1 protein-coding gene is annotated in these 889 nt (G+C 41.6%); it reads left to right on the plus strand.

Features of this window, described 5'->3' with window-relative positions:
• A partial coding sequence (locus tag ABHN01_RS25850; protein WP_429877922.1) for an ABC transporter substrate-binding protein occupies positions 1-889 on the plus strand: 889 nt, incomplete at both ends.

Genomic DNA, 889 nt, shown 5'->3' on the forward strand with positions numbered 1-889 from the left:
CTTTAAAGCTCGTAAAAACGGAAAATGGAAAAAGCTATACTGGGGTTCCAGTCAGCGGCTGGGTTCAGGGGATTTGGTATAACAAAGAAATGCTAAAAGCCAAAGGATTCAGTGAACCTAAGAATTGGAACGAGGTTATGAAAATAGCCAAAGCGTTTACTGATAAAGGCCATAAAAAATATGGAATCGGTTTACCGACTGTAGAAGGATTATTCTCTGAACAGGCTTTCTCCCAGTTTGCTTTGTCAAACAATGCAAATGTGCTAAACAGCAAGGGTGACTTAAATGCAAAAACACCTGAAATGACAGAGGCTGCTTCCTATTACAAAGAATTGTCTAAATACACAATGCCCGGTTCCAACGATACCACTGAAATTAAAGATGCGTTTATGAACGGAACGGTACCGATGGCGGTTTATTCCACCTATCTCCTTCCGGCCGTATTTGAAGAAGGTAAAACAGACAATATCGGTTTTGCCGTACCAACAGAAAAAACAAAGGCCGTTTTTGGAACGGTTTCAGCCTTGACCATTTCTTCTGGATTAGATGATGATCAGAAAAAAGCTGCGGAGAAATTTGTCTCGTTCATGGCTAAACCTGAGAATACGACGGATTGGGTATTAATGTCTCCTGGCGGTGCACAGCCAGTCAATAAAAAGGTTACAGCAAATCCAGACTACAAGGCAAACAAAGTGGTTAAGGCCTTTGGTCCCCTTTCATCTGAAATAGCTGCATCTTTCAACGACATTCAAGTGTTTGGTTTAGTGGACGGTAAAAACTTCTTGAAAGCGGGAGATTTCACAAGCTCTGGCGCCTTCCCTAAAATGGTCAACAGCATCACGGTTGGCGGAAAAGATGTTAAAAGCGAACTGAAAAAAGCAGAAAAAGA

This window comes from Fictibacillus sp. NRS-1165, assembly GCF_050468105.1.
GTDB classification, from domain to species: Bacteria; Bacillota; Bacilli; order Bacillales; family Fictibacillaceae; genus Fictibacillus_C; species Fictibacillus_C terrinigri.